This is a genomic window from Frankia sp. CoWAU3, assembly GCF_977971855.1.
The window spans coordinates 1,505-3,865 of sequence record NZ_CDWWXB010000269.1 but is presented as its reverse complement, the minus strand read 5'-3'; the positions used below and the strand labels follow the sequence as shown (position 1 = coordinate 3,865).

The window sequence follows — 2,361 nt, the reverse complement described above, 5'->3', positions numbered from 1 at the left end:
CACAACGTAGCGTGATCTCTGCGCGGCCCTGACCTCGGAGGTGCCCGTTACCTGGGTGTGCTCCACGTAACTGGTCGTCTTGAGCACCATGAATCAGGTGGTTCTCGTATTGCTCGAGCTTGGGGCGCTGGTGGCCGGTGACCGCGTCCTCCACCGCGAGCTTGTCCAGCCTGTACTCCTCGGCGATCGCGGTGAGCTGCTCGTAGCTCGGCTCGAACAGGCCGAGCCAGGCGAACCCGTTGCGTTCGGACCGCGCCAACCGCAGCGCGTCGGCCTGGTCGATGTCCATGGTGACCCGCCGGCCATGGCTGTACACGCCGCAGGCCATGACGCGCCCGTCCGGCGTCCGCGGTAGCTCGGAGCGGGGCGCACGGCGTCGTTTGCGACCCACCCGGACCAGGGAGACCGGACGGGTCAGCGCGCCGGCGAGCTTATGGGCGTTGGCCGACGCCTGCTCCAGGGCGTCCCCCAGCACCTCCCGAACGGGATGCTGGCTGCCGTGGTCGCCGCCGTCCGGGCGCGCGCCATCACCGTCGCGTCCCCGGGTCTCGCGTACCGTCTCGTCGCGTACCCTTTCGCCCGGCACCGCGTCGTCCCGCATCACTGCCTTCTTCCCTGCCGCCGATCCATGTCCAGGTCCACCTGTCGGCATCTCCCACGCCCTTCCCCACTGGTGAACCTTCATGGTGACAAGTCGGTGCCGGTCGTCCGGAGGCGATCCGGGCTTCACCGTGGACGCGGATGCCTGGCAACTGTGCCGGCGTGGTGCGGCACGAAGGGTGAGACACACGTCCGGCGCATGGGATACGTCACAGGGAGGATCGAGTGATCGGGATCGAGGTACGCACGCTTCGGGTGTTCGCCGACGAGACGGGCGCCGGCGGCAGCCTGCTCGCCGTGGTGCTGGATGCCGCGAAGCTGCTGCCCGACGCGCGGGAGCGGTCCGTCGTCGCGCGCCGACTGGGCTGCCCTGCCACGGTCTTCGTCGACAACCCGGAGTTGGCGGAGCTGGCCACCTTCACGCCCACCGGGGAGCTGCCCATGGCGGGGCACGCCTTGGTGGGGTCGGCCTGGCTGTTGGGTCGGCTGCTCGGTGGCCATCCGGAGATCCTCCGCCCGGCCGGCGGCGAGGCGGTCAGCTGGCAGGAGCAGGGCCGGGTCTGGGTCCGCGGCGCCCTGGCCGCCGTGCCCTGCTGGTGGCATGAGATGCTCGCGGACCCGGGCCAGGTCGACGCGCTCGACCTGCCCCGTCCACCTGCCGAGGACCTGACCCAGCTCTGGGCGTGGGAGGATGAGCCGGGCGGGGTCGTGCGGGCCCGGGCCTTCGCCAGCAGGCACGGCGTCACCGAGGACGAGGCCTGCGGGTCGGCTTCCATGCGACTGGCCGCGATGCTCGGGCGGCGGCTCACCATCCGGCACGGCGCCGGTTCGATTGTCCTTGCGCAGCCGGGTCCGCCCGGCCACGCCGATGTCGGCGGCCTGGTGGTCGAGGACGAGACGAGGTTCCTCGCCGATCTCGACGAGTTCCTCGCCCGGTGACGGTGGCGTTCGGCGCGGCCACAGCCGGACACCACGGGGACCAAGCCCGAGAGTGTAGGTGCCGAGCGAAGCGACTGGCACCCTTTGTGGGTACCGGGTTACGGCTGCGTGGTGGCTGCCGAGATGCGGACCGGGTCGGATAGGCGTAGCTTTGGATCCTGGTAGCTCTCCGCTGGGTATCCGCCCATGGGCTGCGAGGTGGTCATGGCCGAGACGTTGGTGACCTTGGTGGAGGCCGCGCATCAGGATGCCGTCCGTCTGATCGAGCTCTCGCGCGACGTCGGCGCCCACAGTGACGTGGATGGTCCGTCGACCGACCCGCGGCAGGCGCTGCACGCCAGCGACGCGGCCGTGGCCGCCGTCTCCGCGCACCTGAGCGCGATGGAGTCGGTGGTCTACCCGGAGATGGCCCGCCGGGTCGTGGGCGGCCGGGCGCGGGTGGCGGACCTGGGCCGCTTGGCGCGGCGCTGCTCCTCGGTGATGCGCGGCATTGAACAGTACGTCCAGGGGGACCTCAACCGGCCCGCGGAGCCGGTCGCGAACCTGCGCCGGGATCTGGCCGCGTTGATGGTCGAACATGCGACGCTGGAGGACGAACTTCTGCGTGAGCTGATGGCCGAGCTGTCCGACGACGAGCGCCGGGATCTCCTCGACCGCTTCTCCGACGCGATGCGCCACGCTCCGACCCGACCGCATCCGCACCTCCTGCACAGCAGGCTGTTCGGTGGAAGCCTGGCGGCCCGCCTGACGGGCTACTGGGATCACCTGCTCGATGTGATGGACGCCCGGGAGGTGCCCGGCGCGCCGAGGCGGGCCCCGGTG

General features: G+C 71.1%; 2 protein-coding genes and 1 pseudogene. 2 read left to right on the top strand and 1 reads right to left on the bottom strand.

Annotated elements, in window-relative coordinates:
* Positions 1-601 (bottom strand): annotated as a pseudogene (locus tag AC08ON_RS16920) (hypothetical protein); the annotation flags it as partial.
* Positions 602-825: 224 nt separating this feature from the next.
* Here AC08ON_RS16920 and AC08ON_RS16915 point away from each other — a divergent pair.
* Both AC08ON_RS16915 and AC08ON_RS16910 read left to right on the top strand, forming a co-directional pair.
* Complete coding sequence (locus tag AC08ON_RS16915; RefSeq protein ID WP_476608511.1) at positions 826-1,539, top strand: PhzF family phenazine biosynthesis protein; 714 nt, start codon at positions 826-828, stop codon at positions 1,537-1,539.
* A 204-nt stretch (positions 1,540-1,743) separates the two neighbouring features.
* A partial coding sequence (locus tag AC08ON_RS16910) for a hemerythrin domain-containing protein (protein WP_476617322.1) occupies positions 1,744-2,361 on the top strand: 618 nt, incomplete at its 3' end.